The organism is Mucilaginibacter lacusdianchii, from assembly GCF_009770985.1.
Classification (GTDB): Bacteria; Bacteroidota; Bacteroidia; order Sphingobacteriales; family Sphingobacteriaceae; genus Mucilaginibacter; species Mucilaginibacter lacusdianchii.
In genome coordinates, this window is sequence record NZ_WSRW01000003.1 from 246,654 (window position 1) to 273,629 (window position 26,976).

Below are 26,976 nucleotides of genomic sequence, written 5' to 3' on the forward strand. Positions count from 1 at the left end.
AATACTAACCAAAAAATATGGCCAAACCCGTATTAGCAGTAATTGATTATGTGATAATCATTGCTGTGTTATTAACAACACTTTTTTTTGGGCTACGATATGCGCGTAAGCAAAATTCTACACAAAATTATTTTGCAGCCAAAGGCAGGGTGCCTGCCTGGGCTATCGGGATGTCATTACTCGCTACGTTAATTAGTAGTGTGACGTTTTTGGGTTATCCGGGCGAGGGTTACTCGTCTAACTGGATTTTGCTGGTACAGGGCTTAATGGTACCAGTGGTGCTGTTGGGTACTATATGGTTTATTGTGCCGCTTTTTAGAAAAGTAATTGGCTTGAGTACCTACGAGTATTTTGAGAAGCGCTTTGGTTTGTTTGCGCGTTACTACAGCTCTATTGCTTTTGTGCTCAGGCAGTTTTCAGGAATGGGAACCGTCTTTTTTCTGCTGGCGGTAGCTTTAAGTAACATGACGGGAGGAAATACCTTCGCTATTATTGTGGTGGTAGGCGTAATTATTATTGCTGTTAATTTGCTGGGTGGCATGGAAGCCGTTATATGGCTGGATGTATTTCAGGGTTTCATGCTGTTTGCCAGTGGTTTGTTGTGTTTAATTGTACTGGTGTTTTCGATAGACGGCGGCCCATCTGAAATCTGGAAGGTGGCATCGGCCGGAGGGCGTACCGGTTTTGGACCATACGACATTAATTTTACGCGTTTAACATTCATTGTTATGGCTATAAACGGGCTGTTTTACGGCATACAAAAGTATGGCACCGATCAAACCGTAGTGCAACGATATTTAACAGCCAAAACAGATAAGGCGGCTATCCGGGCATCTTTGTTGGGTATATCGCTTACCGTGCCCGTATGGACCATGTTTATGCTGATTGGTACTTGCCTGTTTGTTTATTATAAACAACATCCGCTTCCGGCAGATACCAACGCCAATGCAGTGTTCCCGTTTTTTATCATGACCAAGCTGCCCAGCGGCGTTATCGGCTTCATTCTGGCAGCCATGATATCGGCAGCTATTTGCAGCTTAAGTGCCGATTTAAATTCACTGGCGGCGGTAGGGGTAGAGGATTATTATAAAAAGTTTAGACCTAACAAGTCAGACAAAGAGTACCTTAACGGGGGTAAATGGTTAATTGTTATTTCTGGCATTATTTCCATCGCTATTGGCGGCATATATATCAATATTGGTAATGAAGGTATCTTGGGTATCATCTTTACCCTGTATGCCATATTTTCGGGTGGTATTGTGGGCGTATTCCTGCTGGGCATTTTTAGTGCACGGGCCAACAGGCAGGGTGTAAATATTGCTATTGGTGTATGTATCCTGTTTACGTCTTACGCATTTCTGACTTCAACACCCATCGGGCTAGGCCAAAACAAATCGTTGTTGCTTGATCTGGGTAAATACAACTTTACACACAACAAACTTATGCTGGGTGTTTACAGCCATTTGGTTGTTATTGTAGTTGGTTATGTGGCCAGCTTGTTTTTCCCTAAACCGGTGCTTGATCAGCGATTGCTGTACAGTGGTTGGCGTCAAAGCAGAAAGGGTCAAAATTCGCAAATTGAAGAGCTTACCAATGCTCACTAACCTATTAAGAATAGAAATTTAAAAAATAATCGGCTGATTTTAAGGACTATTATAATTTAGGTCAATTATTTTGTTGGATTTATAATTTTCACGTCTATCTTTGCAGCAGATTCACAGTTAAGGACATCAATAATAGCTAAATCATCAAACGGTTTAGAAGTTAAAAAAGCCCAATTGTTAATCACTTTAGCAGCCAGAAAATGAAGATTTCGAAATGCTAAAAGTTCTTTAAAATAATTTGCAATAGTAAATAAAAAGCTTACCTTTGCAAACCCTTCCGGGATGTAGCGTAGCCCGGTATCGCGCCACATTTGGGATGTGGAGGCCGCAGGTTCGAATCCTGCCATCCCGACGATACCACATATCAAACGATATGAAAAGCCTGTAAATCATTGATTTACAGGCTTTTTTGTTTTCCTGTCAACGCAATTTGTATCAAATCATCGCAAGTTATCCGTCACCTAACTGAACACCTCTTTTCGTTTCATACTTTTGAGGTATTCAAAAGTGGTTTAAATAGCTGTGTTACAACAGGTTACAAGGCAACGAACTTGCGTTGTTTTACGCTGATTTGAGCTGATCTTTTGATACCATCAGGTATGATTTAATACCAAATAAATGCAAATGGTTTAATTAAATCAATGTTATGAAGCCGATCAACACATTCAGTGTCCACTTTAATTTGAGGACAGAAAAAGGAAAAGAAGGAAAAGCGCCGGTCTATGCGGCAATTAAAGTCAACGGAGAGAAAGCCATGCTGGCACTAAAGCATAGCGTTGCTACAAGGTGCTGGGACGTTCGGAAAGGCATGGGGAAAACTACGACCGCTGAAGGCAGGGAGCTCAACATTTACCTGGAAGAGGTAAGGCAGGTATTGGGAGAATGTTACCGGGAGTTGCAACTCAAACGGCGTGTGCTCAGTGCCGATGCCGTTAAAAACGCTTTTTTGAAAAGTGGTGATGATGAACACACCCTGGAAGAAATTGCTGAGTATCATAATGAAACTTCCCAAGGTGTGCTTGCACCAGCTACTATGAAGAATTATTACACCACCCAAAAGTATTTGCGAGAGTTTGTGAGTAACAAGTTGAAAAGAAGATCATTCTTTCTATCAGAGCTCAATTACAAGTTCATCCAGGACTTTGAGGTATTTCTTCGCAATCACCAGCCGGTGGATCATCAAAAGTCATTAACAACCAACGGCATTATGAAGCATCTTGAAAGGTTCAAAAAGATGACAATTTGGCTTGCCGGATCGAGTGGTTATACCGTGACCCTTTCGAGAAATATCAATTAAAATTCGACCGGGTAGAGAAAGACTTTTTAACATCTGAAGAGCTGGCTGCACTGGAACAAAAACATCTGCTACTGCCTCGATTGAGTGTCGTAAGGGACATATTTGTATTTGCGTGTTACACCGGCCTCGCCTTCGTTGATGTGATGGAGCTTACGCCAGGCAACCTGGTTAAAGGACAGGACGGCGGACTGTGGATCAAGACTTTTCGTCAGAAGACCACCATTCCCGTCAATGTTCCGGTACTCAACGAACCAGAGCGGTTATTGACGAAATACAAAGGAAACGTAAGAGCAGCTGCAAGCGGAACCATCTTCCCCAAATTATCCAATCAAAAAATGAATAGCTACCTCAAGGAACTTGCTGAACTATGTGGGATCAACAAAGTCCTCACCTTTCATATGGCCAGGCATACCTTCGCCACCACTGTAACGCTCGTGAACGGTGTGCCAATAGAAACGGTAAGCAAGCTTCTTGGCCATACATCGATGCGTTCTACACAAGTCTATGCCAAAGTTATCGAAAGAAAAGTGAGCGAGGATATGGCAGCGTTGAAAGGTAAGCTCAAAGGACGTTGTGTCGCTTGATCATATGTTATTTAAAATTTCGAAAGAATGGAAAATCAATCACAGCTGTTTGTTCCTGACGAAGTCGTTATGAGCAAAATATATTTAATACGTGGCCAAAAGGTAATGCTCGACGCTGACCTTGCTGAACTTTATGGAACTGAAACTAAAAAACTTAAGCAACAGGTTAACCGCAACCTTGAGCGCTTTCCGGGCCACTACATGTTCGAACTAACCAAAGAGGAAAATGAAATTTTAAGGTCACAATTTGTGACCTTAAAGCGAGGTGAACACTCAAAATACCTTCCCTATGTGTTTACAGAACATGGGATACTGATGCTATCGAACGTTTTAAAGAGCCAAAGAGCCATTGCGGTCAGTATTCAGATCATCGACATCTTTGTTAAACTTCGAGAAACTCTAGCGGGACAAACTGATATTTGGTTGGAAATTGAAAGGATAAAATCCACGCTGATGAAGCAAGATGGAAAAATTGACTTGTTGTTAAAGTATTTAGATCAGCTCATTCAACAACATCACGAACCTCAGCCAAGACAAAGAATTGGCTACAAGCCTGATAGGTATTAAAGTAATGACAAATCTGGTTTAAAACGGTGAGCTGTAAACTTGGTCTTAATAACACGTCGCAGATAATAATTGCGACGTGTTTTGTTTCCTACGTTCAGATTTGAACAGAAGCATCAGACATTTAATATTAAGAAACTTTCAAATACTGATGACATTTGATAATACTAGTCTGCATGATAATAAATAGTTATCAGTTATTGAAACTACTTGTATACCCAAATTAGAACAATCGTTTTCAATAGCCTTTGAGTACGTGCAGAATAAGCACAAACCCTAAGCGGATAACATGACAAAATGAAAGTAAATATTGACTAGCATAATCAAGATTTCTTTTTATTGTTTAGAGTGTGACATTTTGACTGTCGCTTGACAAAAAGCCTGACAAAAAAATTTTAGGCACAGACTATGCAGGAGTAATTTGAAGATAAAAAAGACGCTAAAAAGTAAGAAGAATACCAGCGCCGGATTGCGCGGACTTCGGGGGCTGGTCACCCCAAATGCAGAAATAAGGCTGTTTTGACGCAGCGAAGATAAATAAACCTAAACAACTTCAAAATTATTCTTCACCTCTTTTTTGCGATACCCGGAGCGATACTTGCGGCAACGAGACACCTAATCGACAGCATGATAGAATTAAAATACAAAACTAATGAGTTTAAAAATTACTAAAATTCAAAAAGACGGTGATGCAAAAGAGGAATATATTCTTTTAGAAGCCACCGAGAATGTAAATATCAGCGCTTACGCGGTTATCGATAAAACGTTTAATAAAGACGGAAAGGTATCAAACGTGCATAAGCACTTTTACCGTTTCCCTTCAAAAACAGTAAAAAAAGGAGAATATGTATCTTTAAGAACGGGCAAAGGCACCAACACGGTAGGTACATTTACTGATGGTTCCACTGTTCATCGATTTTACTGGGGTTCGGATGCTGCATTTTGGAATGACAATAATGTAGAGCAGGCTGAATTGTTAAAAGTAGAAACGGTAGCTAAAAAGGCTGCTTAAGCTGTATTTTAAAAATAGCCCAGTCTGTAAAGGCTGGGCTTATTTAAGTAATATCACACGATCAAATGTAGCCTATGAACAGAATTGACTTTACTAATAAAATCAATACTTATGCAGCGCGATTTGTGCTTGAAGTAGAAGGCTTTAACGCTACTAGCCAATATCATATAAATATCCACGCGGAAAGTTTTCTGATACCTGTGCTGAATGAAACCTTTGGCTTGGAATTAGAGAACCTTAATGCCACACAAAAAAAAAACTTTCCAGCTATCGACCTTGCTGATTTTAAAAACAGGGTTGCTTTTCAGGTGACTTCTACCGCTGATCTTGATAAAATAAAGGGAACGTTAGAAACATTTTTCAAGCACAAGCTCAATGAACAATTTGATGTGCTATATATCTACATTATCACGCACAAAAAAGAGAAATATAACGCTACCAAGTTAGCAGACTTAATTCCTGACAACTTTTCATTTGATATTGATGAGCATATTTTAGATAAAGATGATCTGTTAAAAAAGATTAATGCTATTAGTTCTACCCCCAAACTACAGGCAATTTCAAAGATATATGAGCACGAGTTTTCAGATGTTCAAATACAAACACGGCAGCAAAAATTTGTAAGCGGTTATTTGAGCACCGAAACAGAAGCGATTTTGCCCAACATGCTTCGTGTGAGCTTTCCGCAAGCACTTTACAAAGCAGAATTGAATATTGAAGACGAAGCTTTTATTATTGCAGATGTTAATGAATATTTAGTCAAAAACGAACGTAAGCCTATCAAAAGCATGAAGAAAGGCAAACTCATCAAACATGCTTTGCGGATGAAAAATATCTATTCCGCGGAATGGGTGACTTACGAGAATTGTATCTATACATTTATTGATTTAACTAATTCATCTGAACCAATGCGTCAGATCGTCGACACCGGTAACATCGAACGATTTGAATGTGCTGAATTTTATGAAACTAATGACGATTATAAACGAATATTTAAGCACCTGCTTAGAAATACGTTAATGGCGTTCTGTAAACTTAAGCTGATCGAATGGTTTGGCCCGCGGGAAATTTTCCGCTTCGCAAATAACCCTAAAGTTCCCAATCAAAAAAGGTTAAAATGGAAAGGCAAAAAAGAAGCAACTAAAACCGTAATTTTTGAAATGATGAACAAAAAAGAGCAGCATATCATTTGTTACCGGAATCTTGCTTTTAGAAGTTCTTTTCTCGACTTGGGCGAAGATTGGTTTTTAGTTATCAACCCAACCTGGAGTTTCACCAATCCCGGCGGCTATAAAGAAAGTCGTTTTGAAGCTGATTATATGTCAGGGATCAAACGAATGGAGAATAACAGTGCCGTGTGTAATTACTTCAGGTTCTTTAGCTATTACTTTACGTATGTTGATCTATTTACTCCTGAATACCCGCACTTAAAATTACATCCGGTGGAGCCACTTAGTATCTCACCAAAATTAGAGGAGGCTACATGGAACCCTGCTAAAGTTCCTACAAAAAAAGGTAAAGCCTTAGAGGCAGAGTTACAGGTAGATAACGAATTGTCAGATAACACGCTTTTTGAATAATGAAATTAAGATATATTGAAGAACCTTCCTTACAGTTTGGCACGAACCAGCATATCTGCCCTAAACAGGGAATTTATAATTTTACACCATTTGACATTTCCAACGTGAGGCCGGAAAAAATCACAATTGGCGTTATCGGAAAAGGTGAAAGTGTTGATAAAGTGTTAGAATGGCTAGACAGTTGTAAAGCACATATTGCAGGAAAAGAAAGCAAAAACCCTCATCCTACACTTTTTATGAACTTTTGTGGATTCAATAAAGATATTGGGTTCAAAAGCGAGGTGGTTTACGATGATACTTACATCCGTAAAATTAATAATTCAGACTTTGACGAGATCATTAAGTCTAAATCAAACCTCGAAGAAAGAATAAAAGATATTGCCGGATTGTATCTTACCGAAATTAAGTTTCTTACAAAAAACAAAAAGCCGGATGTGGTTATCTGCGCATTAGGCGAAAACTTTATTACCTATATACAAGACAGTGAGGTTGCAAGACCCGACGACGACGACGATATCGAAAGCGAAGACAGCGAAATAACGGATGAAGAAATATCGATCAAAGAACAAAACTTTCGTCGATACCTGAAAGCTGCTGCCATGCAGTATAATATCCCCATACAAATTGTAAGAGACAGAATTGCTAAGCCAACTTCCGAAATGCAGGATGCCGCTACGATTGCATGGAACTTTTTCACGGCATTATACTATAAAGCTGCGGGTACTCCCTGGGCTTTAGTAAGAAAAGATTCTGCTGAAACGACCTGCTATGCTGGTATCAGTTTTTTTAAAAGCCGTGATAAATCAACCACCCAAACCAGTATTGCTCAAATTTTCAATGAGCTTGGTAAAGGGGTTATTTTGAGAGGTGAAGAAATTACCTTAAAAAAGAGTGATCGGACACCGCATCTGTCGGAAGAACAAGCGTTTAATCTGCTGTCCCAGTCTTTAAAGGAATATTACGACGCAATTAAGATATTTCCTAAACGCTTAGTACTGCATAAAACTTCCAATTTTAATGAGGGCGAAATTTATGGCTTCAAGCAGGCCGCAAAAAACTTTCATATTCATCAGGTAGACCTCGTCTCAATCCAACAGTCAGACATTCGCCTGTATAGATTTGGGGGCTACCCTCCAATGAGAGGCACACATCTCCACTTAACAGATCAGCATCATGTACTTTATACAAGGGGTTCGGTACCTTATTATGAAACTTACCCAGGAATGTACATTCCAAGCGCATTGGAAATTAAACTGGCATCTTACGACGAATCGCCCAATGTGATATGTGATGAAATTCTCGCACTTTCTAAGATGAACTGGAACAATACTCAATTTGACCGAAAATTTCCGATTACTGTCGAGTGTGCAAGAAACGTTGGTGAAATACTCAAATACCTAAATCGTACAGATGAGATGCAATTAAAGTATAGTTTTTATATGTAACAGCAATTTTTTGTCATCGATAAATGCCTGGTTAACTTTCTCTTGATTTCTTCATCAACTTTTTGTTCAATAAAATACTATTTCAATTTTATTTTGAAGCATCATCTTTATAGCCTCATTCGCAGCAAAATATTGATGGCTGCGGTGAAATATTAGTCCTCGATTTCAGAGATTTTGCGGAATGACAACAATTTCAGTTTAGTTCGTTTCTTAAAGTACAGCATTATTAATGCTATAATTGATGCTTAAATCACAAACCGGAATCTCAACTTCGTCTCTTTGAAGTTCCCTTAGCTTCCAAAACTCCTGTTGCGTACCAGCAATATCGTTTATCGCGATTATATTGTACGTCGTATATCCTCCACGGTTTTGATTTGCATATTGCTGCATTATCTGCTCTATCTTTTAAATCACAGCAAGTATAAAAGGGACAACAGTGGTTTTCCGATGGCGATGCCTCTACGCGGGCAGTTGCTATTCCACCGCGATGACTAAAGAAAAAGTGATCGTATGCAATTAAGGTTTTTAATGCGACGGATGTTTCCTCAGGTAAATTTGTGGCCATAAAATCGCGGTTAAACTCCAGATCAACTGCGCCCTCATTAGGCAAAAACTTGTACAAATAATCACAAAGCGGAGCCGTTTCAAGAATTTTATCATATTCCTTGTTTAAGAGCCAGGTTAATTCAAAGAAAATATCCTCAATTCTTTTATCGTAAAGTCCCTTACTTACTTCAGCAAGGTATTTATATGCTACCTCTAATTGAGTTCTTCCTTTAAATGCTTCAACATAAGCATCTTGTTGCGAGAAAAATGGAGCACGTTGCCGTATTAACACCTGCTTAGTCTCTTCTGCAATTTCATTAAGTGTAATATCTTGATCTATACCTTGATAGAAAGCATTACCAATTCGTTGTAAGGTAGATATGAACGCATGCCCCGAATCGATATTCTGTAAAGCCAGCAAGCCTGCTGCCATAGCTATTTCCTGGCGAACTAAAGGAAATATCATTTGAGCGACCATTCGGCAAACAGTATATTCAGTACCCTTTAAAGGGTCTTCAATTTCCTTTAACCCTCTTTTACGCATATCTAATATTTGATCCATTTCATACGCAAGAAATTCAAATAAATAAAATCTACCCAGGCAAATACTGCCGGTAACGGGTTTACCATTTAAGACTCCAGAATAAGTAATGGCAGGCACGTTTATAGTACCATCTTGTTTGCCTTCAGGAGCAATAGGAAAATGAAGCTCTTGTATCTCTGGGGCAATACGATCAATCTTCTTCATTGGAAACTCTAATGGCCCAGATCCGGTCATCACTTCATTTGATTTCCAACTCCGAACAAAACTCATCATTAAATCAGGCTTGTTTTTATCTGTTCCCAAGGATGCGCCAGAGCCAGGTGTCGGATCGAGATAGCTGGTGAATATACTAAGCATCAAGATCCTGTTTTGAAATAATGCGCTACTCAAAATTGTACTCACATCATGGAGATAATGAAAGAACTCATGAAAAATGGTCGGCAGGTTCTCCTGTTGAATTTCATTTTGTATTTCAGCCGAAATCTCAAATTGTTTAGATGACAGTCCAGCCTGCTTACGAGTCCATTTTGTTTGAATTGAGAAATAATATCGGCTCAAATAGTATTTCCCCCATTCTTGACTCGAAAGGTGATCAAAATCATCAAAATTGAAATTATCCATAATTATAGGTTTAGGTTGATTGGCATTAAGACTTATGATTGGTGTTAAAAAAGATTAAACATCAGTATCGGCTTGATTTGAATCATTTGACGGCAATCGCCTACGCTCGTAAACCACACCTGAAGCTCCTATACTAAATGCCTTTGTCGGACTGAGGTTAATTCTGGTGATCAACCGATCTCTTTTCTTGAAAGCACTTTTGGTGCCGATGGCTTTACCATCTTTCGTTAAAAGATAGGAGAAATCCCATTTGTTTTTACTATCGAGAATGAAGTAGATTTCTGCTATGTCTACATATTTTTGCAGACTTAATATTTTTTGATGTACAGCAGCCAACTTAGCCGGTTTAAGTCCTTTTTCAACCTTCGATGAATCGTTGGAGCGTATGTGTAATTCAATATAAGGTTCCCACGGTATTTCGAATATTGTCAACAGCGTTTTATTAGCGGGAATCATGTTTTCTCGACTAATTCTAACAGAGGATGATAATCGGTTTAGTAAACCTTTCAAGCCAGATTTTATGCTTTTATAAAAGTCTTCAGCAATATCTTCTGCTATTTTTTCGCCCATCTTTACCAGAAACGGCTTAACCAAAGGATAAAGGACCATTGCATAAGGAGCTAGCGTTATAACTATCCTTGGATCGGGGTAGAGTTCCTTGCGCATATCCAGTTCGAGAGCAACCTTGCCTTCAAAAGTGTTATGAATATGTCCTCCAGTACTCTGAAGATCACTGATATTTTGAAAGTTATTTTTATCTACAGAAAATGTAATTTTTTCCCCTGGTTTATCCGTCTTGCGGCTCATTAAAGGTATAGCCGTGCTATTTCCTGTAGCTATTAGGTTGTCGTCCCAATCGGCGACCGCCCTCTCTGTATATTCAATTGGCAATACCCAAACATGATGAACGCCGTCAATATTTTGAATTTCTGCGCCGTCGAAATATCCCATTGGCGGAATATCTCTTCTGTGATTTGCCAGATACCGCATTTTGAGAGGGCCATTAACTGCATCAGCATAATCCTTTAACATCTCTACGGTAGTCATATCCCCATGTCTGTCAATCGTTGCTGAGCGGATAATCACTTTTTGAGTCATAAAGCTTTTTAATTAATAATTAAGTTTTCTATATGAAAGCCTAATCCGAAAATAAAGAATTTCTAGGATTAATATCAGCTCTCACATTTGGATAACCTCCTTACTTGACCATGCTGTTCCGTGCTTATTCAAGTAACGGTAGTGTAAATGAATCTTAAATTCAGCTATCTATTTCAAGAAGATAGCATGGTCAAAGTTTAACAGAAAGCTTTGAACTCATTTCCGGAATGGGTTGTCAACGGCTCCAGAATTCCCAGTGGTGTGTTTTATTCTTATATTCATAAGACAATTGCAGGTGTAAATGGAGGGTTGGGCCGTAACGAAAAATTGGTCTTACCTGCTAACCGGATTAATTATATTTGTTGTAAAGGCCTCTGTTTATTTAGGGATAAGTCAGAACCTTATTGATTAAACTATGCCGAATAAAGAAAAGGACTTAAAAGATATTTACCGGTTGCTTGGATCTTGGATAACTGAGATCAGGTTGGAAAAAGCGGTCAAATATTTAGATATTAATAAGGTATCGGAGGGCTTTGCTATGAAGCTGCTTAACCTGATCTACGATTATAATTTAGTTGACCTGAATGATATAAGGGAGGATTTTCCGGGACTGGATCTTGGAGAATTGGATCAAAGTAAAATTGCCTTCCAGGTTACCTCAAGGACAGATACGGCTAAAGTTATTTCGTCTTTAAAAACGGTAATCGCTGAAAAGCATCATGAGACCTTCACCGGAGGCATAAAATTTCTGATACTTGCTGAAGGGGAGAAGATCAGATTCCCAAAGACTTCTGATCCTACCATTTATCTGCAGAGTTTTGATATCAGTAGCGACATTGTTTATCCTGAAGATCTTTCCAAAGCGATTGAAGGGATATATGATAAAGATGACTTTGCCAAATTTCTGAAAATCAAAATGCTGGTTGAAAGGGAACTGCAATTTATCACTACAGTTCGTCCTGAAGTTGTGGCTGAGCTGATTACTGAATCGGAAGGCAGGATCCAGGAAACCATTACAAAACAGTTTGCTGAACTATCGGGCGTAACTACTGCTAATCAGCAACGTTTTTCATACGGTTCAATTGAATTAGCTGAATTTCCATCAATGGAATTGCCCGGTCAGCGAACAGCTTTGGTTAAAGCTTACTTTAATAACTTTGCTAAGAAAGCTATTTTATGGCTCACGGGTATGTCTGGGAGCGGTAAGTCAAGTTTAGCTTATCTTGTCGGGCAAGCGTTCACTGGCGTAAAATTGTGGGTTGATCTGCGCGATGTATTAGTGACTGAACTGCCAAGTACAATCATCGAGCCGCTTTCCAATTCGGTGCATGCACTAAACGGCGTTATTCCTAAGGATTTGGAGAATTTGATGGTTGCTATAGGCAAATCAGCCGTTGTAGTATTAAATGACCTACCAGACCTGGCAGCTAATGATAAAAGCGCGCGTTTCCTAACCGGATTTGTGTGTACTGCGATCAAGCACGGTATTGCAGTTATTCTAACAAGTAATTTCCAGCCGCCATTGAATTTTAAGAGCAGATTCTCCGGACATCTTGTAGTGGATCAAATCCCTTTATTTACCGAACAGGATACCAGCGAAGTTTTAAAGTTTATGGATATCCCGGACGAAGTATTGGAAAGCCATGTTAAAACTGTGCAGGTCCTGTCAGAAGGTTATCCTGTTGTAGTTAATAGTATCGCTGCCTATTTAACAGATAATGAATGGGCGACAGATGAGGGTGTTATTAACCGGATTTTTAAGAACGATTATAATGATCAGCTTAATCATGAAATTTATAGTAAAATAATTTCTTCTACTGAGGATGAGGCAACACTGGAGCTGCTCTACAGGTGTAAGTTGATCATAGGAACGTTTGGCAGTAAAGAAATAGAAGCGCTCGGAAATGCAGGACCGGCAATCACCCATTTTCGCCAAAAGTTTGAGCGATTGAAAGGCGTCTGGATACAAACGAGTCAACCCGATAAGTTTCAACTTTCCCCTTTAATTCGGAGATTAGAAAGTAATGTAAGCGAGGAAACAGCAAAAGCCGTCAATATCTCCCTGGCAAAATTGCTGATCAAAAAAGGAACGCTTGATCAATTCGATGTTAGTAAAGCCTTTCACTATTTCGTTAATGCTGGTGTTTATACGGACGCGGCCTTCCTGCTGATCTCTATACTTCGGGAGTCAATGAAGAAGCCTTCTTTGTTTTTCGAATGGGGTTTTACACTTCATTGGTTTTATAGCCCTATCCCTGTTGAAGTTAATGTAACCACGCGGATTTTTATACGTTTTTTGCAGGTAAATATTTGTATGGCGGCAAAAGAGCCATATGATTTCCTGCTTGATGACATTAAGCAGATTTTGGCTACCGAAAAAGTAAGTGAGAGGGTAGTCGGAATGACGCACATGTCGTTTTTCCAGGCATTGGTCAACAGCGAGCCCCTTGACGCCATGCGTCATTTGGTACTGGCCATTCAGAATGTGCCTTTAAAGGAGCTTTTTGCGGACGCGCAGGGAGAACTCGATCAGAAAGAACTCCAAAATGCTATTTGGTTTCCCTTTAGCAATTGCCGCACGCGAGCTGATTTTGAAAACTGGTTTGATGAGGTTGATAAACTGTCTCTAAGCAGCTTTACTGTTGGTATGGAGGATAATCACGCTTACGTTGCAGCAGGTCTTTCACTTTATTTCAACTTAATTGGTGTGCGCCAGATAGCACAGGTGAACGAGCTTCAGCAGCTCCTTTTCTATATATTGGATAGATCAGTTAATGCTGGGCTTGGTTTGATAACGGCTTACTGCCTGCGCAATCTGGTCGTAGTAATAAGTGAGGATTTGAATGGAGTGAACCAGGCGGAAGAAATGGTTGGTATTTATCATTCCTTTATTAATTCTAATTCCGTTTATAAAGTGTTGGTATACGATGAGTTAGGGCGGCAATTCTTCGCAGCAAGAAATAAAGAAAAGGCGATATTTTATTTAGATCAGGTGGTTGAGCTGAAGCTGCCTGAATTTTTCACGGAACAGGTAGTTAGCTTTAGGGTTTATGCTCAACTTGTTGGAGATGAAAACCCACCACTGGCATTGAGGTTTACTCAGAGGGCTTTGGATTTCATACTTTCAAATTCTTTTTTTCCACCTATCGAAATTGTCAGAAATCATGGAGAAGTTGCTATAGCGAAGTGGCTGGCTGGAGATATTAATGGCTCTGTAGCGTCATTTGAAACAGGTTATGACCTTCTGAATAAAATATTTGACGATAGCCCGGAGCATCGGGCGCAAGTTGTACGTTTTGGTAGTTCGGCCAATTATGTGGCGCAGATACTTACCAAAGGCGTACCGCCAACAGAGTCGGAGTTTGGTGCTTACTCAGTACCCAAACGAGGTTCGTTCTATTTTTTGGATGACAAGATACATGAATCAGGTATCTACAACCCGGAGCGGCGATTCATGTCTGCGAATATGTTCCAGGTCACTTATCAGAAATTAGGAGACTATGACACTGCCCGTAAATGGGCACTGATCTGTATTCAGATCATGCTAGACGTAGAGGAGCCGAGGTTCGCGATCCTGTTACATTGCAGTCTTGTTTATTTAATTATTGACCGGGATTATGGTAAAGCGCTCAATGTGTTCAATTATATCAGGCAGCATTATCGTCCGCAGTCGATAAAGCCGGGAGAGAGTGGGTTTGACGAGGAAGTCAGAAAAACTTCGGAGCGAATTAACAACAATGATGGTTTGTTTTACGATTATCTTTTCGCGCCTATCATCATCCGGGTCATACCCGATATCATGGAAGGGAAAATTGCTATTGATGAAATCGATCAGCTAACAGCAGACCTTTTTGATAACCCTGCATTATCCATTACTGATCCGATGACGTTGAAGTTTATCCGTGAGATATTTGCAGTAGCTATGAAAGGCCGATTTGATGTTTGGGATTTCCATCAAAGGATGAACAGCTACGAAGGCGATTATATGGTTGAAGTTCAGATGATCAGTTACCTTTTGGTGAGTTTACATGCCAGTGCGAAAGAAGCTGCGAATCTTCATCTGAGCATTGTTAACCGGATGGAAAGCCATTACGCTGGTATCTTTTCTCAGATTTGGGACCTAATCATAGCCCCGTTTTTTGAGACGTTCTGGAGGATCAAAGCGGAGCAGCACCAATCTGAATTTTATGATTTTGGTATATGGGCAACCGAAAGTGTTCCGAGATTTAGCCAGGAATCTGGTAAAAAAAGAGCGAAGGCGTTATTTAAAACTTTAGTCTACCATCTTGACCTGGAGCCTCCTGCTAACGTAACTGAGTGGATAAGAAGTAGGTAGTGACGCGTCGCTTTATGCTATTAAATCAATAGTGTTAGGTATGACGCAAAAAAGAACCGATACTTGATACAACCTTGGATTGATTTCGGAGGAAAGCTTGTCCAAAGTGAAACCTGCGCTTGAAGATTTCATCAAGAAGAATGAAGGCCAAACTAAGAAAGTTAATTTCTTCATCCAATGATTGAGCGGTTGGAGTTTAACTTCTATCTGGCACCACAATCTAACGACATCCAGGGCGATTTAACATAGGTTGCTAATCTATATCAATGATATTTCGAATTTAAAAATCCATTAATAATGTTCCACTATACTTTTTCTGATTCAGTGTTCCATTAAGCCTCCTTGAGTCCAAAACCTGCGATTAAACGCAAATTTTCAACAAATTGGTTCGAATCATGTCCATTGTCGGCTTAAGGAAACGCAAATATCAAGCGTTTTCTTTTTTTATTACCATAACTTTTTGACAATAAAGTAGTTAGCCGATTCTAAACCCGGTTCGATAATTTCGCAGTAAGTTTTTCTACTTTTTGACTTGGGGGCTCAAAAAGTGTATTTAGATGTAGTCAGGGGATGTTTTGATATCGTACTTGAGCAATTCCGAGGAAATGTATTGCTCCGCCATGAACTCACTAGGTTTGTTATCGCGCATATTTCAATTGATCAATTTATTTAAAATAACCCAATGCCGGCGAACCTGCCCCCTGATTTTGTTATTGGGCAATTTATTTGCAGCCAAGTGGGCATATGAAATATAATTTCCCCAATTATGCGTTTCCGTTTTGATCCAGTTTGACGGGTCTTTTTTATCCTGCACATAAATGCGCCGGCGCTTTGCTCCGAGGTAGGTATATTTTTTATAAAGTCTTGTCTGAAAAAGTTGGCCAACCGATTTTGAATGTTTAACCGACTTGGAATAATAACGGCTTCTTTGTACCGCGCGTTTCATCTTGCGATAATAAGAGGCCAAACTCGCTGATTTTAAAAACGTATGTTCGCCATCAAACTCAAAACCCAAGTACTCCAAATTCTTGGTTAGATGAATGCCTTTATCATAAACTTGTGAACACCTAAACCTACCGCCTTCACGACTAAACTTGAAGATTTGCGTTTTGTCATGCTGTATTTCCAGTTTTCGTTCTGCAATAGCGGTTTCGAAGGCCAATAATATATCTGCACAATGCTTTTCTGAGCAAACAACAATCATATCGTCGGAATAACGGCGATATAAGCCTCTAATTTTTCTAACGGTTTCGTTAATGCTGTAATCGAAAGGCAACATATATACGTTTGCCAAAACAGCACTCATAGGCGTACCTTGAGGAATACCGATACCACGTTTATAATACCCACTTACAGCATTATTGCCGACAATGAGATTGGCGTTCCGCAATGATTTAACTCCGTTTAAGTCACAGTATGCGATAGCGTGAGAGTCCTTTAAATGCTTAAAGCGTTTAATGGGTTTGATCTTCTGAATACCAGACGGGGTTTCCGTCAGAATTTGCGCTTTGAAATGCTCAAAAATCTCGTTTTCATTAACAAAAGCGAAGTCGGTCAAACTTTTAAAAATATTGTATTCTGCCTCGGTCAGCGTTTTGCTATCATTGATTTCGTACCAGGCTTTTTTCAACCGGCCATGTTCGAGCGTATCAAAAAATCCTTTGATATCAAAGGTTATTGCTACCAAATCATCTTCTTCATGATCCAAAATATATTGAAAAACCTCGGCCGCAAAATCAGCGCTGGATTTATTTACAGATTTGGGATTGCCTGGGCGAACAGCAATTCGCCGGTAGGCTGTTACAGCATTGTTCAGTCCGAACTTATTCAGCTTCTCTTCATAAGCCGCATTTAAGTTTTTAGCATAGTAACCATAAATGCAAGCATCTAAATGGTTGGCGTAATATAACTGACGGGGTTTTGATGAGGCATAGCGAAGTACCGAACGGGCACCTGTTTCTTTATCTACTTTTTTGCGATATTTCCTTACTACTTTACTGCGATGAATCAGCGGGTAAAACGCATGGGCAGCTACTTTCGCCTCAGTGGTAATATAGGCGGTAACCCATGGCCGGTCAATCGCCTTTAAGGGAAGCCCGATATGCGGATATTTTTTTAACCTGAACCAATCTTTTTCTTTTTTCATCTAAGTAATGCAACTAACCGCTGGTGACACGGGCCCGCCCTGACAAATGGACAGATACATGCTCTAACCGGTGCCTAAACACCGCCCTTTCACGTCGGGAAATTAATTGCTTATCTTTACACACAGATACAATGCGCCATATAGTTACATTGCTCTACAAGGTCATCATTCACTTCCTACTGGAAGAATATACTGAGAGCGCTTGCTTGTTTGAAATTACGCACCCTTAACGCCGTATATCGCGTAAGCAAATTTTAATAAACGTACCTGCCAGCCCCTGCGGCCAGCTGCATCAATGCAAATATAACATTTTCAGGAAATTAAGAAAGATGTATCTGGTGTGGAACCTACACCTTGTCCAACACCTCATAAGGTCTTACGAAAGTAACAGAGCATAAATGCAATTATTTATTCAACAACAGATAACTGAACATTATCCTGCAAGTTGTTTAACTGAAAAATTAGCTAACACACTATCCCATTGCATCGCTTAAACAACCGGCAGAAGCAAGCAGGAAAACTGTCAAGGGCGCTGCTGCCATTAAAATTAATGAAGTGCAGCGTTTATATACCCTTGACCGTTTTCCTGTGATGCTAATTTTGTGATGCGGTGCAGTGGTCAATTGCCATACAGAGGGGAAGGCAATTCTATGGTGAGGGATAACGAGCCATAGTATTGCCTGTGCGGCAGGAAGGCTGTCGGTGTTATGGAACCCGAAGCGTAGCGTGTGGTGAAATGCAACCGTCTGCCTTACTGCGAGGGCTAATCCTTGAGTTGCTCTATTATCTGGTTATACATTCCTTCAGCGGTTATATACAGCTTGCAGACTTTGTCCGATAAAGCATTTACTATATCCTTGTCTGCGTAAAAGTCGTCTCTATACCGTGCTGCGGAGTAGGCCGTTTGTAACAAATCAAAAAGCTGCACATCGCTGGCCACGGTAAAGTCAAAGACATTTTTCAGGTCATCTGTAAAGATTAATGTTATCTTTAATTGCCTCGCCAAGTTATGAATGGAAAGGCGGTAACCTAAGCTAACTCGTATAATGGCGCTTAGCGTGCTTTCTACCGCCTGATGCATCAGGAATACAGCTAAATTATAGTTGCCATCATCAAAGCAACTTAACGATGTATCCAAAAAGTCCTTTCCCTGCTTACCTCAACGGTTCCATATGGCTTCCACCTGGTTCTTGATAGACTTTTCATCGGGATTGCGTAGCTCGGGTATTTCCAATTTAGATGACTGGTAAGCTATCTTGTTTTTTCGTAAAGCATTGATAAAAAAGCGACTCCCTTCTTCGAGTGCTCTTATAAAAGCATCTGACTTATGAACAATTGCGCAGACATTGATGAGATGACCGCATTTCTTCTCGATCTTATCTAAAAATTGATGCTCAGGGGTTTTGTCTTTCTCCTCTGTAATAATTAGCAGATAGAATGTGTCAGGATCGGGATGTGTCCCAAGATGAATAATCATCAATACAGAAACGATCTCCTTGAGTATGATCTTTACCAATTGATTTAAGCCAAGCTGTTCAGCGGGGGTAATAGCTTCATTAAATCTGCAATTGAAATTCATTAATGGCAACCTTACAGGATAACGCTTCACTTGGACAGATACCGTCTCATCACGACTATCTGCGCTCTTTTTTAATGTTGGTTCGATCTCTCGCTGCTTGATGATCCATGCGGCTTCGTAGAACCTCTGCATGTTCTCGTAGAAATAGATCACATCGCTGGTATCTAAGAACTCATCTGCCGAATGATTGGACAAACCCGTTTCCAGCCACTCATAAAGCAAATTAAGATATTGACTAACAGTATAGACCTTAAAGAAATTACTGATAGCAAAATATGGATTGATGCGTTCTATAGAGGACAGGTGAACAGGATAATGCAGCCATTCCTGCTCTTCCTGCTGCAATTGTTGATCGAAGTTGATATGAATGGCACCAGCAAGCTTCAATGCCCTTTTAGTTCGGCTGATTAAGTAAACGGCTTCAATTAGCCTTGCATTCAACTGGTGCGTAAAAAGCAACCCAGCTGGACTTTTTTTATGCTCATCCGTGTAATAGCCCTCTTCGATCACACGCTTTCGCCATTCGAGTAAGCTTTCTAAATGTCCAGGTAGCCAGTCGGCGGAAAAGAAATCATTGATCACCTTTAAAGGCTCGTTGACCTCATCCTGGTCAAGATACTTAGGATGAAAGTTCTGTACATCGTATTGCTTTAAGTCCATGACTGATGCTATTGTTACGGGCCTGCATTGACCGGCAACACAAAAGAATAGCAGTGTACGCGCGTGCCGAACCATAGCGATTTGTACTTTACAATAATGAGCTTGTTTCGTACATTTACAATAATTGATACATTTACACCATGGCAGAGACTTTACACATTGGAAGAAAGATCAGTAAGATTCGTGAGTTACGTGGTATGAAGCAGGAAGCTTTAGCTGCGCTACTTGGCATAAGCCAACAAGCGATTTCTAAGATCGAGCAAAGTGATGAAGTTGAAGATTTGGCTCTGGAAAAAATTGCTAAAGCTCTTGGCGTTACACCTGAAGGAATTAAGAAATTTAGTGAGGAGGCAGTCTTCAATATAATCGGTAACAATTATCATGACAACTCAAGCTCAGTTCAATATCAATGCACCTTTAATCCTATTGACAAATTGGTAGAAGTGTTTGAAGAAAACAAAAAGCTTTATGAACAACTACTAGCAAGCGAGCGTGAGAAAATCGAACTTTTAAAAAACTCGAAATAATATAAAGCTCCACAAGGGGCTTTTTTTATTTGCTATCGCATCCTTAATAGTTCGTTTATTAGAAATGCATATTTCTGCATTTCTAACTTTATGCATTTACAGAAATGTTCATTTCTACAAATACAGAAATCTAGTTTTCTATATCTCTACATTTGCAGGCTATATATGGAATTAGTAAAATTATTTGTCGGGGGCTTTCCACTGGAGATCGACGAATTGGAGCTAGCCAAGTTGTTTGGCCCTCATGGTGACATTAGCACCATTAAGATCGTTCGTGATAAGAAAACACGGATATGTAAAGGCTATGCATTTATAGAAATGAATGACCGCAGAGGAGCTGAAGCGGCTGTTGAATCACTGGATGGGGCGGAAATGAACGGGAAACAGCTCACCGTAAAGATCAATGAGGAACCCGCTGTAAAACCAGCGTATGCGCCTAAAGCTTTTTCTCCGCAAAGGCAGACCGTTTACCAGAAAGTATCAAGGCCTGGCACCGAGGAAAGAAAGAAAAGACCAAGAAGGGCTTTATGATCAAAAACCATTACTAACCTAATCTTTGCCCTTTTCGCTTCTTACGTTTGCGTTTGTACTCATTCAATGGACTTTGATCCATATCACCAGCAGGGTGATCAGTGCCGAGCAAACTCCCGATAAGATCGCCACCAGGTAAAGCCTGATGACCCACCTGCTGCCTACCTTGTTGTTCGCTTTGGATATCTGCTCCGCGCTGTATACGATGCTTTTGATCTGGAACGCCAGATTGGTTGCTGTGCTGTCCATCAGTTCCAGCCGCCTGCTGGTATCTGCTATCTTTTGCTCTGATCTGATCCTGTAGCTTTCCAGCGCCTTGCTGTATAGCTTTTCTATTTCCGGCAGTAACTTTTGTATCTGCGTCAGTTCCGGTTGCTGGTCTTCTTGTGGTGGATTCACTGGCTCTTGCTGATCGTTGGGCGTCTCTTGTCCTAACATTTGCCTGGTAGATTGCTGTGCGATCTCTTTCTTGTTCATAACTGATAGCATTTTTAATGGCCTGCCATTTATAAGCGTTACCTAAATGAGCGCCTTTGAACTGTATACCCTCATAACCGTATGATATGCCGCTCACAAAACCGGTACTGGCCTGGTTAAACAATACGTTGATACCCTTCGCTTCCAGAGCCTCAATGAATTGTGCTGCATCTGGCTTTCTACGGAGCACATCCTTAATGATCTCCTGTAACTGCATTTTGGAGGACGGCACATTGGTCCGCTTCATCATTTCCAGTTCATTCTTTGTCATCGCCCTTTCTTGAGCCTGTCTACTTGAGATGACCTCGGTCAGGCCATACTGCTTCTCCAGCTTTCTAAGCACCTTCTCGCTCCGCTGATAATCTTTGCTGTCAGACACGACTGTGCCATCGTAGCCAATACGGTTAACAAGAATATGCAGGTGCGGATGATCCGCATCGTAATGCCGGAAGATGGCATATTGGTGCTGGTCAAATCCCATATTGTTCAAATATTCATTTGCAATAATGTTCATTTGTTCATCTCCCAAGTTCTCATTCGGCGGAAAGTTTAGGGAGGTATGATAGAAGTACTTTTGGAGGTTGGGTCTTAACATTCTGACCAAAGCCACTTCACGCATGATAGAATCCTCTTTGCCCGATGTAAAAGTCATATCCAGGACTTTCGCCTTACCTTGCTCGACCTTTTGCAGGTTGTACCGCAACGCGCCCCTGAATCCTTTTCCTTTTACCTGGTCCGCTGTCATTTCATTAAGCAGTTAAGAATGTCCTTTTGAGTTTTCATCAAAGCGGTTAGTATGGTTACAAAAGCCGGTGATAATTTACCCGAGTTAAGTTGCTTTACTGCTTGGTTCAGGTTAACACCGATCTTATGCAATTCCCGGTAAAGTGCTGCGTTGATCGGCGAAAGCTTGATGACAGGGAACCTTCCGGTAAAAGCCTTCTGCCTGATCCAGTTGGCTGGTGTCATTGCCGATGCCTGGGCATAATTGCACACCATATCGTTCTCTTCTTTTGTAAGACGGATATTGACCTGAATGATCCTTTTATTCTCTTCCTGTAAAGCCGGTCTTCCCATGATCCTAGATTTTAAAACGAAGTGCAAAATCTTGCTTCCTCCGAAGGAGCAAGCCGTTTAAGCGTAGCGAAAACATGGCTTGCTCCTAAACGCTGAACACACTTCTAATTACTGAAACTGATCCGCTTGCTCTTCACATCACCCTTTAAAACCTTCATGATATCCTCGTAATTGTAATACAGGATACCACCGATTTTTGTAAAGGGAATGGTGCCATTATCTCTGAGCGTTTGTAAAGTGTTGCTGGAGATCTTGAGCAGGTTCTTGACCTGGTAACTCTTTAAAAACTTCCTTGGCTCTTCATTTGAATCGCCGTTGATCAGCGCTTTCATTTGACTCAGCAGTCGTTCGCCGAACTCCTGCAAGTCTTCCTTCGTGATGATTTCTGCTGCCATAATTATTCATTTACTTACATAAAAACTCAAACCTAAACTCCTGTCAGATGCTCCACAAGTACAACTTTGAAGTTGTACCCCTGCAACAAAGTTGTACCCTTACTTTAAGAATAGCTGACAACCTGCACACACCTTGGGTGCTTTTTCACATTGCGTTTATTTAAGTACAAAGGTGCTGACCTGATATAAATAAATATCACACCTCATGTACGAGGTAGGATGTTTTATACAAAAATGAGTGAAGTGAATTGGAATTTACTCCGAGTTTATCCGAGTCGGATTTGAAAACTCCCAATATAGATTTTAGGCTCATAACCTGAAGGTCATAAGTTCGATTGCTGCTCCCGCTATTTAATAATAAGGCAGTTACTTTAGATCGTGATTGCCTTTTTTTCTGTTAACGTGTTGTTAACGTTTTCCTGCTTTGCAAACGGCTTATATGAAGATATGAATTTGAGTCGAATCAAAGAAACTTTAAGCGCGTTCATCATCCTAAGATTGGCGGATTGCTTCTGCGCCTGCTATTAAACATAGTAAGTTAGGAGAATAGTAGCTACCATTCTTGGTATCGGTCATATAGTGTACGCTAAATACAAAGTAGCCGACTGGAATCAAAATGAATAGCAAGATTATAATTTATTCATTAATTAAACCCAACGAAGCGGCATGTATTGGTATAGTAATAGCTTCTTCTACTTCAACTCTATTAGCCACTTCTATCTTATTATAAATTTCGTTCTCTTTACTTATCGCCTCAAAACTGATGACCAGAGCGAAAGGGATTTCAGTATCGGTTCCTTTATCCCAACCTTTGTGTCCAACTACGGCAAATGATAGCTCAGCCGTAAGCACATTAGATTTTAAAATAACCCAGTCCTTTTGGGTGGCGCTGTCTTGTCGTTTCATACCTTTTACTTGACCATAGCCAGGAGAGGTAGAAACGACCCATTTTATACTGTTAACGTCCTGTTGAAGAGTATTTTCGTCGTCCGTTTCTTCCTCCATCCGTTTAAGAACCCGGTCAGCAAAATCGTCGAAGGATTCGCCAAGTTTGGACGATTCCCAAGTAAGCCAGGAACCAAAATATGATTTGAGTCTCTTTCGTGTTCTTCTCGGCTCAGCAGTGTATACCAGCGTGACTTCTAATAAAATATCGTAGTCGTCTCCTGCACGGGTTAATTCGCTAGGCACGTTAATAGAATATAAATTGGCTTGGTGAGCGGCAACTTTTCCTTCTGTCGTAAAGGTAATTCGGTAAGGCGTGTTTTCGACCGCTCGTTGCAGATCAGGAATACCAAAACCGAACGCGCGCATCGTATTACGATTGGGTTGGTGGAATGCATGTTCCGGTAAGCGTGCGGATTGCACGACCAACGCCTTATACAACAAGGTGCTTTCTGTTGGAAAACGTTTAGCCAGGTGCGCAATAATATGAGCTACTTTTGGGGCCGCGAAAGAAGTTCCGATGGCGTATCCGGTGGCATTCGCGCCGGTTTTAATAACTTTGACGGATACAGAGTCGTCCTGCGTCACTAAAAACCCCCTTTTTTCACGAAGCAAATCTCCACCATATTCTACCACATCCGGTTTAACACATCCCCATAGCCCCGGCCCCGTACGGGAAAATGCAGACAGACGTCCCCTGGTACCAAAAGATTTACGGTCCTGGTCCTCAAAATCTGCATTGCAAACAGAACCTACCGTGAGACTTAATAAACTTTGCGCCGGATTGGCGATCCGGCAACTGGACTCCAATAGATAGCGCGGATAGTCTCGGCCAGCGGTGATGTGTTCCAGAACGCCGGGCCGTTCCGCTAAACCGGTGCTGATTTTAAGGTTTCCTGCCGCCAATATAAAAAGCAATTTTCTCTGATGGATGAGACTGTCTAATTTGGCCGCCCAGGTGGAAATATGATTTAGGCGACATGGTCCTGATGTTGCAACCGACATATTAAAAAGCCTTATCCCGTCGAAGTCGTCCGCAATTTCTTCCATCAGTTCCGCAGGGAAAAGCCGGTCTGACAACCTGTTATGTGCATCCAAAATACGCGCATTGACCAAAAAACAAGGTGGCTGGTAGGCCCCATCATCGGGTATAGTATTACCAAATAAAATGCTTCCGGCTACTTTAGTCCCGTGACCACCATCAGGTACATGGTCGGCGGTCGTATCCTCGTTAGGGACGTAATTTTTTGAATAGGTAGTTAAAATTGCAGGTTCAAGGTAAAGATGCTTTTCCTGTATACCGCTGTCAATTACGCAGATTACCGGAGAGTCCTTTTCCGGAGGAGTAATATCAACCGCTGGAAAAGCGAAATCGGAGGCCGGTTCTTCCATTTGGATTTCTTCGCCTTCGGTGATTTCAAATACGTAAGCGTAGTTCCGGATTAAATCCTTTAAGGCCTGGCCGTTCATTTTTGCCTTAAAGCCAAAACTGTCTTCCAAATCCACGAAACTGCTCAACAGTTCACCCTTATATACTTTTTCAATAAAGTTAGTCAGGAAATCTTGTCGTTCGCTGGCGATGTTATCGCGCTCAATTTCTGCCGCTTGTGTTCTCTTTAACCAATCATCCAGTTTTCGCTGATATTGTTCATCGCTTTCTGGTTTGCGGATAGACCGATATTCTTTTTTTTCAGGATTATCTTTATTCTTTGCTTCATAATGAGCTTTGTTTTCCGCATATTCTTCGTCAGTTTCCGGCATTACCCGAATTGGCTTGGAAGGCATTTTTAAATAACAAGCAACGGAAATATCTACTGTAAAAAGTTGGCCGTCCGCCATTCCATCAGGAAAAAGCTGCTTTAAGCCGGGCGACAAAATATAATCGGCCCGCCACTGATCACCCTGGACGATTTGCCAAAGTTTGGCGGCTTGATCTTTCGACTTGCCTTTTTGATCAATGAACTGCTGGATCTTATTGGCCAGTGAACTAAAACTATCCACGTTAGCACCAATAATAAAGCCATTTTCTTCTTCGGCGACAATTTCAATTCCATAACCCTTCAGCGCTTCGATATCAAAATCGCGCGGGTCTACTTGAAGGAATACAGGCAGTACAGTTTCAGAAAAGATATCAGGCAAACCAGCTTCCTTCCTTTGCAAAAGTTGCTGTGTGTACGCTTGTTGCAATCCTGACGCGGATGCCGTTAAAGCAGCGCCATGCCCAGCCCGGTTGCTTAGATTGGCCGCTGTTTGCGCGTCAATTTTTTTATCAATAGGAACGCCGGTAAATTGATACGGACCGTTGATTTTTCTTTTAAGGAGTAGGTGTGGGAATTCAGGCATTAGGCTTTGTGATACAGTTCATTTTCTTTCAGAGACAGATCAAAGTGGCCCTGGCTGATGATGCCGTTTCCCTGAATGACTGAAAATTTTGCTGCATCTGTTGCCACCTTTACGACCATCGCTGACGAAAAATCTTTTAATTGTCCGCTGATTTTTTTCCAGTCAACAGTCTTATCCGATTTTATCGACGCTAACGTTGACCTTAATATCCGGTGGATCTCATCCTGACCAGGTTTTGGTAGTTCGATAATATCGTCGAAACGCCTGAAAATAGCTTTGTCAATAGCACCTTCCAGATTGGTGGTCGCAATGATCAGTCCGGGACCATTGAAATCCTCTAATACATTAAGTAAAATATTAACTACCCGGTGCATTTCGCCGACATCCTGTTTGCCATCACGGGACTTGGCTATAAAATCAAACTCATCCAATAAAAGGACACTGGGGTAGTTTTTTATTGCTTCAAATAACTTAGTGAGATTGCTGGCCGATTCCCCCAAGTACGAAGATACCACTGCTTCAAATTTAACTTTCAAAAATGGCAGGCCAATATTCCAGGCAATTCTTTCCGCACTCATTGACTTGCCGCAACCTGGTGCGCCATGGAGCAAGATTCTCCTCCGAGGCTTCAGTCCATAATGTGCTAATCGCTCTCTGGCCAGGAATTCTTTTTCTATACGGGTGATCTTTTCCTCAACATCTGCTGACAAAACCATCTCGTGACGGAGCAATTCATTAGGAATATGTGCCGCAAGCGGAATATTACTCCGTTTGTCCGTTGGTATCAAGACAGACCCGCCAAAAATATTTCTTAATTCGCCTTTAAAAGATTGATTGGTCTTGATATTCTTTTCCAGTATTCCCTGCAACCGGTCGGCAAGTTTGGCATGACCTTTTCTTCGCTCGTCTTCAATGATCGAACCGGCAACCCTTACGATATCATCGGATTGTTCACCGTCTATGGAACGGAATAAGCGGACGAGCAGGTCTTGGTTCATGATTTAAATAAATTCAAACGCAAATATATTACAAATAATATGCCTATCGCGATGATTTAAAGTTATG

The 26,976-nt window shown here is 40.8% G+C and carries 20 protein-coding genes, 1 tRNA gene and 1 pseudogene; 11 read left to right on the forward strand and 11 right to left on the reverse strand.

Going from position 1 to position 26,976, the window contains the following annotated elements; all coding sequences use genetic code 11:
* The first annotated feature begins 17 nt into the window (after positions 1-17).
* Positions 18-1,604 (forward strand): sodium:solute symporter family protein, encoded by a 1,587-nt coding sequence (locus GPM24_RS14535; protein ID WP_158827530.1) that lies wholly within the window; start codon positions 18-20, stop codon positions 1,602-1,604.
* Between the two features lie 65 nt (positions 1,605-1,669).
* Here the strand turns inward: GPM24_RS14535 and GPM24_RS14540 are convergent, their stop codons facing one another.
* On the reverse strand, positions 1,670-1,915 hold the full coding sequence (locus tag GPM24_RS14540) for a hypothetical protein (protein ID WP_158827531.1): 246 nt from the start codon (positions 1,913-1,915) through the stop codon (positions 1,670-1,672).
* Between GPM24_RS14540 and GPM24_RS14545 the strand changes: the two genes are divergently transcribed.
* From GPM24_RS14545 to GPM24_RS14570, 7 genes are all read left to right on the forward strand, one after another.
* Positions 1,883-1,956: transfer RNA gene (locus GPM24_RS14545), tRNA-Pro, on the forward strand. The two genes, GPM24_RS14540 and GPM24_RS14545, sit on opposite strands and share 33 nt — an antisense overlap.
* 294 nt (positions 1,957-2,250) lie before the next feature.
* The gene (locus GPM24_RS22215) at positions 2,251-2,901 is read left to right on the forward strand and encodes a phage integrase SAM-like domain and Arm DNA-binding domain-containing protein (RefSeq protein ID WP_233268855.1); all 651 of its coding nucleotides are present in this window, start codon (positions 2,251-2,253) and stop codon (positions 2,899-2,901) included.
* Positions 2,902-3,044: 143 nt separating this feature from the next.
* The gene (locus tag GPM24_RS22220; protein WP_233268857.1) at positions 3,045-3,485 is read left to right on the forward strand and encodes a site-specific integrase; all 441 of its coding nucleotides are present in this window, start codon (positions 3,045-3,047) and stop codon (positions 3,483-3,485) included.
* Positions 3,486-3,512: 27 nt separating this feature from the next.
* Positions 3,513-4,052, forward strand: coding sequence for an ORF6N domain-containing protein (locus GPM24_RS14555; protein WP_158827532.1), 540 nt, complete (start codon positions 3,513-3,515; stop codon positions 4,050-4,052).
* 649 nt (positions 4,053-4,701) lie between these two features.
* The gene (locus GPM24_RS14560; RefSeq protein ID WP_158827533.1) at positions 4,702-5,061 is read left to right on the forward strand and encodes a lamin tail domain-containing protein; all 360 of its coding nucleotides are present in this window, start codon (positions 4,702-4,704) and stop codon (positions 5,059-5,061) included.
* A gap of 74 nt (positions 5,062-5,135) precedes the next feature.
* Positions 5,136-6,641: an SMEK domain-containing protein gene (locus tag GPM24_RS14565; protein ID WP_255459130.1), complete on the forward strand. Its 1,506-nt coding sequence runs from the start codon at positions 5,136-5,138 to the stop codon at positions 6,639-6,641.
* Entirely contained in the window at positions 6,641-8,086 is a 1,446-nt protein-coding gene (locus GPM24_RS14570; protein ID WP_158827535.1) for an argonaute/piwi family protein, read from the forward strand. The genes GPM24_RS14565 and GPM24_RS14570 overlap by 1 nt, the downstream gene beginning before the upstream one ends.
* Before the next feature lie 265 nt (positions 8,087-8,351).
* Here the strand turns inward: GPM24_RS14570 and GPM24_RS14575 are convergent, their stop codons facing one another.
* Positions 8,352-9,797: a hypothetical protein gene (locus GPM24_RS14575; protein WP_158827536.1), complete on the reverse strand. Its 1,446-nt coding sequence runs from the start codon at positions 9,795-9,797 to the stop codon at positions 8,352-8,354.
* A 54-nt stretch (positions 9,798-9,851) separates the two neighbouring features.
* Positions 9,852-10,895, reverse strand: coding sequence for a hypothetical protein (locus GPM24_RS14580; RefSeq protein ID WP_158827537.1), 1,044 nt, complete (start codon positions 10,893-10,895; stop codon positions 9,852-9,854).
* A 415-nt stretch (positions 10,896-11,310) separates the two neighbouring features.
* Here GPM24_RS14580 and GPM24_RS14585 point away from each other — a divergent pair, with 415 nt between their 5' ends.
* The gene (locus GPM24_RS14585) at positions 11,311-15,231 is read left to right on the forward strand and encodes an SMEK domain-containing protein (protein WP_158827538.1); all 3,921 of its coding nucleotides are present in this window, start codon (positions 11,311-11,313) and stop codon (positions 15,229-15,231) included.
* Positions 15,232-15,883: 652 nt separating this feature from the next.
* Here the strand turns inward: GPM24_RS14585 and GPM24_RS14590 are convergent.
* The 3 genes and pseudogenes from GPM24_RS14590 to GPM24_RS14600 all read right to left on the reverse strand — a co-directional run bounded on the left by GPM24_RS14590 (position 15,884) and on the right by GPM24_RS14600 (position 19,616).
* On the reverse strand, positions 15,884-17,377 hold the full coding sequence (locus GPM24_RS14590) for a reverse transcriptase domain-containing protein (RefSeq protein WP_158827539.1): 1,494 nt from the start codon (positions 17,375-17,377) through the stop codon (positions 15,884-15,886).
* Positions 17,378-18,140: 763 nt separating this feature from the next.
* Positions 18,141-18,518 (reverse strand): annotated as a pseudogene (locus GPM24_RS14595) (HEPN domain-containing protein); the annotation flags it as partial.
* A gap of 18 nt (positions 18,519-18,536) precedes the next feature.
* Positions 18,537-19,616 carry a hypothetical protein gene (locus GPM24_RS14600; protein WP_158827541.1) on the reverse strand — a complete coding sequence of 360 codons (1,080 nt, stop codon included), beginning with the start codon at positions 19,614-19,616 and terminating at the stop codon, positions 18,537-18,539.
* A gap of 140 nt (positions 19,617-19,756) precedes the next feature.
* Here GPM24_RS14600 and GPM24_RS14605 point away from each other — a divergent pair, with 140 nt between their 5' ends.
* Both GPM24_RS14605 and GPM24_RS14610 read left to right on the forward strand, forming a co-directional pair.
* Complete coding sequence (locus GPM24_RS14605) at positions 19,757-20,143, forward strand: helix-turn-helix domain-containing protein (RefSeq protein WP_158827542.1); 387 nt, start codon at positions 19,757-19,759, stop codon at positions 20,141-20,143.
* 165 nt (positions 20,144-20,308) lie between these two features.
* On the forward strand, positions 20,309-20,674 hold the full coding sequence (locus GPM24_RS14610) for an RNA recognition motif domain-containing protein (RefSeq protein ID WP_158827543.1): 366 nt from the start codon (positions 20,309-20,311) through the stop codon (positions 20,672-20,674).
* Positions 20,675-20,687: 13 nt separating this feature from the next.
* Here GPM24_RS14610 and GPM24_RS14615 read toward each other — a convergent pair whose 3' ends face one another.
* From GPM24_RS14615 to GPM24_RS14635, 5 genes are all read right to left on the reverse strand, one after another.
* Positions 20,688-21,896 carry a relaxase/mobilization nuclease domain-containing protein gene (locus tag GPM24_RS14615; RefSeq protein WP_158827544.1) on the reverse strand — a complete coding sequence of 403 codons (1,209 nt, stop codon included), beginning with the start codon at positions 21,894-21,896 and terminating at the stop codon, positions 20,688-20,690.
* Positions 21,893-22,228: a plasmid mobilization protein gene (locus tag GPM24_RS14620; protein ID WP_158827545.1), complete on the reverse strand. Its 336-nt coding sequence runs from the start codon at positions 22,226-22,228 to the stop codon at positions 21,893-21,895. Before GPM24_RS14620 ends, GPM24_RS14615 begins: the two co-directional genes overlap by 4 nt.
* 104 nt (positions 22,229-22,332) lie before the next feature.
* A complete protein-coding gene (locus tag GPM24_RS14625; protein WP_158827546.1) occupies positions 22,333-22,623 on the reverse strand; it encodes a helix-turn-helix domain-containing protein in 291 nt (96 codons plus the stop codon).
* A 636-nt stretch (positions 22,624-23,259) separates the two neighbouring features.
* Positions 23,260-25,911 carry a S8 family peptidase gene (locus GPM24_RS14630; protein WP_158827547.1) on the reverse strand — a complete coding sequence of 884 codons (2,652 nt, stop codon included), beginning with the start codon at positions 25,909-25,911 and terminating at the stop codon, positions 23,260-23,262.
* Positions 25,911-26,909, reverse strand: a complete 999-nt coding sequence (locus tag GPM24_RS14635) for an AAA family ATPase (protein ID WP_158827548.1) — start codon at positions 26,907-26,909, stop codon at positions 25,911-25,913. The genes GPM24_RS14630 and GPM24_RS14635 overlap by 1 nt, the downstream gene beginning before the upstream one ends.
* Between the last annotated feature and the right edge of the window lie 67 nt (positions 26,910-26,976).

What these genes read in the sequence shown, in the direction of transcription:
- GPM24_RS22220 (WP_233268857.1), top strand. Translation starts at nt 3,045, where the DNA reads ATGGAGCTTACGCCAGGCAACCTGGTTAAAGGACAGGACGGCGGACTG.
- GPM24_RS22215 (WP_233268855.1), top strand. Translation starts at nt 2,251, where the DNA reads ATGAAGCCGATCAACACATTCAGTGTCCACTTTAATTTGAGGACAGAA.
- GPM24_RS14635 (WP_158827548.1), bottom strand. Translation starts at nt 26,909, where the DNA reads ATGAACCAAGACCTGCTCGTCCGCTTATTCCGTTCCATAGACGGTGAA.
- GPM24_RS14610 (WP_158827543.1), top strand. Translation starts at nt 20,309, where the DNA reads ATGGAATTAGTAAAATTATTTGTCGGGGGCTTTCCACTGGAGATCGAC.
- GPM24_RS14535 (WP_158827530.1), top strand. Translation starts at nt 18, where the DNA reads ATGGCCAAACCCGTATTAGCAGTAATTGATTATGTGATAATCATTGCT.
- GPM24_RS14580 (WP_158827537.1), bottom strand. Translation starts at nt 10,895, where the DNA reads ATGACTCAAAAAGTGATTATCCGCTCAGCAACGATTGACAGACATGGG.
- GPM24_RS14600 (WP_158827541.1), bottom strand. Translation starts at nt 19,616, where the DNA reads ATGGACTTAAAGCAATACGATGTACAGAACTTTCATCCTAAGTATCTT.
- GPM24_RS14585 (WP_158827538.1), top strand. Translation starts at nt 11,311, where the DNA reads ATGCCGAATAAAGAAAAGGACTTAAAAGATATTTACCGGTTGCTTGGA.
- GPM24_RS14570 (WP_158827535.1), top strand. Translation starts at nt 6,641, where the DNA reads ATGAAATTAAGATATATTGAAGAACCTTCCTTACAGTTTGGCACGAAC.
- GPM24_RS14625 (WP_158827546.1), bottom strand. Translation starts at nt 22,623, where the DNA reads ATGGCAGCAGAAATCATCACGAAGGAAGACTTGCAGGAGTTCGGCGAA.
- GPM24_RS14620 (WP_158827545.1), bottom strand. Translation starts at nt 22,228, where the DNA reads ATGGGAAGACCGGCTTTACAGGAAGAGAATAAAAGGATCATTCAGGTC.
- GPM24_RS14565 (WP_255459130.1), top strand. Translation starts at nt 5,136, where the DNA reads ATGAACAGAATTGACTTTACTAATAAAATCAATACTTATGCAGCGCGA.
- GPM24_RS14630 (WP_158827547.1), bottom strand. Translation starts at nt 25,911, where the DNA reads ATGCCTGAATTCCCACACCTACTCCTTAAAAGAAAAATCAACGGTCCG.
- GPM24_RS14560 (WP_158827533.1), top strand. Translation starts at nt 4,702, where the DNA reads ATGAGTTTAAAAATTACTAAAATTCAAAAAGACGGTGATGCAAAAGAG.
- GPM24_RS14540 (WP_158827531.1), bottom strand. Translation starts at nt 1,915, where the DNA reads ATGTGGCGCGATACCGGGCTACGCTACATCCCGGAAGGGTTTGCAAAG.
- GPM24_RS14575 (WP_158827536.1), bottom strand. Translation starts at nt 9,797, where the DNA reads ATGGATAATTTCAATTTTGATGATTTTGATCACCTTTCGAGTCAAGAA.
- GPM24_RS14590 (WP_158827539.1), bottom strand. Translation starts at nt 17,377, where the DNA reads ATGAAAAAAGAAAAAGATTGGTTCAGGTTAAAAAAATATCCGCATATC.
- GPM24_RS14615 (WP_158827544.1), bottom strand. Translation starts at nt 21,896, where the DNA reads ATGACAGCGGACCAGGTAAAAGGAAAAGGATTCAGGGGCGCGTTGCGG.
- GPM24_RS14555 (WP_158827532.1), top strand. Translation starts at nt 3,513, where the DNA reads ATGGAAAATCAATCACAGCTGTTTGTTCCTGACGAAGTCGTTATGAGC.
- GPM24_RS14605 (WP_158827542.1), top strand. Translation starts at nt 19,757, where the DNA reads ATGGCAGAGACTTTACACATTGGAAGAAAGATCAGTAAGATTCGTGAG.